The sequence below is a fragment of the Desulfobacterales bacterium genome (genome assembly GCA_028704555.1).
Taxonomy (GTDB): Bacteria; Desulfobacterota; Desulfobacteria; order Desulfobacterales; family JAQWFD01; genus JAQWFD01.
This window is the reverse complement of sequence record JAQWFD010000080.1, coordinates 1-4522: the sequence shown is the minus strand read 5'-3', so window position 1 is coordinate 4522 and position 4522 is coordinate 1. Positions and strand designations below refer to the sequence as shown.

Below are 4522 nucleotides of genomic sequence, written 5' to 3'. Positions count from 1 at the left end.
GTACCATGTTCAGGGTTGCCATCTCAAAGAAGTCATAATTGCAGTTCTCCAACTGAATGCAGTGACGGCGGGTCTTTTCGGCCGTGTTAACCAACTGCCAGCACTCCTCAACGGTCAGCGCCGCCGGAACCTCCAGTGCTACGTGTTTTCCGTGCTCCATGGCATAAACGCCAATAGGTGTATGCAAGTCCCAGTGGGTACAGACATACACCAGATCTACATCGGCCCGTTCGCAAACCTGTTTCCAGTCTTCGGGACCGGTATAAGACTCGGCCCGGGGCAAACCCTTTGCAACAAGGATCTCGTTGGCATTGTCCACGTTTTCAGGCACCACATCGCAAAGCGCCACCACCCGGACACCTTCCAGGAAAGTATACCGGCGCACCGCTTCCGAGCCGCGCATTCCCAGGCCGATAAAGGCAATGCGCACCGTATCCAGCGGCTCGCACCTGAGTTCCAGTACATCTTTAACCCCCGGCTCACGGGGAGGCTCCGGAAAATTGATTAAATATTGGTTGTTGTTGCACGATAGCAGAAACGCCACAGCCAAAAATGCTGTTGCGATGTAAAAAAATCTTTTCATAACTGTGAAATTGACGAAATACCTAAATTATTTATTATAACCACTCCTTCCGGAGTTATGTTAAAGACAAAGCCGAGGGAGATAATATGCTCAAAGTCAAAATCGGGACGGACGGCTGCATAGCGTTCCAGCGGGAAGTAACAGTATTGGAGAATGGTTTCGGATTTTGACTGTTTCTGCATAAAAGCCAGTTTGGTAAGGGTGCGTTTTATAACCGGCTGAACAGTAGAAAAGTCACTGAGCGGAAATTCCAAAACGGAGCCGTTGCGGTCTGTCAGGCGTATTGTAAAGTCGATAAACTCGGCATCATCTGAAATCTTCTCAGCAACTTTTTCACTTTCTTCACCCTTCTCACCTTCCTCTTCCTTTTCTTTTTCTTTTTCCTTTCCGGGGGGATCGGCTTTTTCGTCAGCAGCGGCCAGCGAGAATGTCAGAACGGGATATCCCGAAATCACTGCGGCTTGTTCCCCGGAAGTGAGAGCACCGTCCGGCCAGCTGATCTGCCAGACGGGGGCGAGGGTATCACACCGGGTAGTGTTCCAGCCCAGGGTGAGGGCTCGTGTATCGGAGTCGCCCCAGCTCAGTTGTAATGCCTGCTCGCGCCAGATACTCAGATCGCAGGATTGAATCTTACTCTGCGGGATCGTTCCGGTGGTCAGGTCCAGGTCCTCGGCAAAAGTTCCTATGTAAGTGACTCCGGGTGCCCGATACTGGCTCAGATAAACGGTTTCGGGCAACCAGTGCCGGGCATGGCGGTGATCAATAAACATTTTCCTCAGGTCTTTCCGGCCTCCCAGTGTGGCATCCAGAAAAGCGCTGATATAGGTTTTTGAAATGGTCATCTGGTCCTCACGGCTCAGTAATTGTCCCAGATTGTAAAAATTGATGCGCGGAGCGCGGAAATCGGTCCGGCCCCATACGCTGTTGAACTGACCATGGTTGGCACCCCAAATGTAGATTCCGGCCACGAAGCCGTCGAATCCTTCCGTAAATCGCACCCGGTTAAACTGACGCATGCCCTGGTAGGACGATACATCGGCATCGTGCGAGCCCTGCAGCACCAGGTAATTGATATCGATAAGCGGTGTGCGCATGAACCCGGGCTGGTATTGGCCGTCACAGGGCGCAATGGCTATAATTGAACGGATGTTAAAATTAAAATCATACTCCTCGTTGGCATTGTCCGGATAATAAGGCAAACGGTTGAAAAGCGCCGCATGGGCTACGGCCTCACCGCCCCGCGAATGACCAATCAGGGCTATGCGCTCCATGTCCACTTTTCCGTAAAAAGGATTATTCTCCTCCGAGTTCCATTTCTTCCAGAACTGCAAGTGTTTGAGCAACAGCCAGCCCCGCACATTATTCTCGCTCCCAAGTCCTTTGAAAATATCGTAATGGGAGCCGTTCAGAAAATTCTCATCAACCGAGACCAGAATATAACCCCTGGAGGCCAGCAATGTGCCGAGGTACTCGTACCCCGGATCAGAAAAATCCTGAGCCAGGTGGTTCCCGTGTACAATCAACACCAGCGGAAACGGTCCCTCGCCCTGAGGATACCATACCCGGCCATTGAGAGGCAACTTCTTCTGATCAAAGCCGAAATACCAGGTGCGAACTTTTCCGCTGAATCCCTTCCATGACTCCAGGAATGTGGACCCGTCCACCGGAGTTGTGATGAAGGCGGCACCCTCTCCGAACTCCTCCCGGTGCTTGTCTTCCCCGCTCCCGTAGGAAAGAGAACAAACCGTGTAGGGCCCCGGTTCACCGGGATTGCTCATTTCCAGGACGGGAGGCAGGTTTTGGGCCGAGACGGCTGCATACCGCGGCATCTCGGCCGGTTTTCCGGGATGCAGCAGCCATGTCAAACCGCCGGCCAGGGCACAAACACCAACGACCAGGCACAGGATGGCCAGGATCCGGTGTTTTTTTTTCACCTCGGCCCGTTTCGTTCTTAACAGCGACACACCGATCCCGATCAGAATGCAGCAGCCGGCGATGGTCGTATACACGATCAACATGCCGGGCATGCCCAGGTTAAAAAACAGCAACATCACAGGAATGCCGCATGCCAGGGCCACGAAAAGCCAGAAACTGATGCGGGCCAGTCCTTTGACAAGGGCAACAGCTCCTAAAGCTCCGGCAAAAACAAGAATGAGGACTATGAGCGTCATGAGCAGAGCAGCCGGCCATCCCCAGGCTATGGTATCGACAGTACCTGCGACCAGCATGGTTAGGGCAAAACCTATAAAAAGGGCCCATATAATACCCGTGATAATTTTTTTATTCATAAAGTGATTGGCTGTAAAACTTTAAAAACAAAGGACCTCATCAGGTTTTAATGAAAAATAAGCGCTGTGTAAAAATAAGGTTTTTGTATCAGAATGGAAAATATCTTGTGAGGTTCTTGCGCACCAGTTGCACACGACTTGCGCACCAGACTCGTTCTGGGAGATGTTCTCTATTATATAGCTGCTCCATAGGCCATAATGGCCTCTCTTATAGCAGCTTGTATCCCTTTAATTACCAAGTCCAGATTCGGGGGAAATAAAACCGTTTGCCTTAATTCTTTTAATTCCTTTTTACAGATCTTTTTTTCGAACCTGTCCCGGCAGATTATTTTATACATATTACAAGCCTCAATCAGCCCGAGAATAAGGGCATTCTCATTGTCTGCCTTTTTATTTTTGAAAATAATATCCCGGATCTCTTCAATAAGGTTATCCCTTACGGCCGTGTTTACCAGCCGCGATCTGTAATATTTGATAAAAAGGAATTGTCTGGGTATAATTTTTATTATCTTCTTATTTTCCAGATCATTAAGAAGTCTTTTTTGATAATTCCCCGATTGACGGAATAATTTTTCAATCCAAAACCTTGTCTTCCGGATCTGTTTTGACTCATCAATTTTTTGCAGAATTAATCTGTGCGCTTCAGATACTTCGGTCTTATTTGTTCTTACTATCAGCTTTTTATTATCGGTCTCCAGATTATGTCCATATACCAGATCGAGTAACACCGAACCGATGAGTCCGGCTCTTCTCTCGGGTTCCGATACCAGAAACCGGGATTTTACGGGATGCTGGATAAGCAGTAAAAATTTTTCAGAGGTATTCATATGCAAACCAAAGTAAAGGTGCCTGTCCGTGCAAATCTCCGGTAACGCGCGGACGGGTCAGGTAAAAATTTAAATCGGTACTTTGCTCCGTGCCCACACAAACCTCCCGGATCATTCCCCGGGCGTCTATGTATTGGGTCAGTGCATTCCAGGCCCTGTCAATAGCCGGGCCGTATATTTCCCCAGGCAGCAAACCTTTCCTCACGCCAACAGTCATGGCATACCCGAACATAGCGGTCGCCGAAGTTTCTTTAAAAGACTCTTCCCTGTCTATTAATTGTCGCCACATGCCGTCTTCCGCCTGGTAACGGAGCAGCGTTTTCATCATCTTACAGTATCGGCCGAGGATAAAAGAATAGCGGGCATCACTTTCAGGCAATTCGCTCAACAGTTCGGCCAAACCAGCCGCTACCCAGCCGTTTCCCCTGCCCCAGTAAAACGGGCCGTTGTTCCCGTGAAAAAAAAGACCGTCAGGCTGCTGAAGATTTTTTATGTAGGCATCAATTACCTCTGCTGCCCGCTGCAGGTACTTGTTGTCATCGGTAGCACGGTACGCCTGAATCTGCAGACTTCCTATCATCCAGATGTCATCTATCCAGAAACGGGCCTGGCTGGTTAATCCTACGGGTAAAGTATCCTGCCATTGGCCGTCAGCCAGTTTCAGCCCCTCTTCCAGAAATCCGCGCCCCATTCCGACACGGTACAACTCCAGGGGAAGGATACCATAGACATTTACATCCACATGATTCGCCGAGTTGGGAACGGCCCGGGTCTTTTCAAGAGCATACCGGGCTGCCAGTTTCTCAAGCAGGGCTGTGTCTTTA

4 protein-coding genes are annotated in these 4522 nt (G+C 49.7%); all 4 read right to left on the bottom strand.

The annotated features are described in order from the left end of the window. On the bottom strand, window positions 1–583 hold a 583-nt coding region (locus PHQ97_15910; GenBank protein MDD4394218.1), incomplete at its 3' end, for a Gfo/Idh/MocA family oxidoreductase. Further along, entirely contained in the window at window positions 580–2871 is a 2292-nt protein-coding gene (locus PHQ97_15905; protein MDD4394217.1) for a hypothetical protein, read from the bottom strand. The genes PHQ97_15905 and PHQ97_15910, both read right to left, overlap by 4 nt. Window positions 2872–3044: 173 nt before the next feature. Next, window positions 3045–3698 carry a GPP34 family phosphoprotein gene (locus PHQ97_15900; GenBank protein ID MDD4394216.1) on the bottom strand — a complete coding sequence of 218 codons (654 nt, stop codon included), beginning with the start codon at window positions 3696–3698 and terminating at the stop codon, window positions 3045–3047. Further along, window positions 3685–4522, bottom strand: an 838-nt coding sequence (locus tag PHQ97_15895; GenBank protein ID MDD4394215.1) for a glycoside hydrolase family 88 protein, incomplete at its 5' end; no start/stop codon positions are given. The genes PHQ97_15895 and PHQ97_15900, both read right to left, overlap by 14 nt.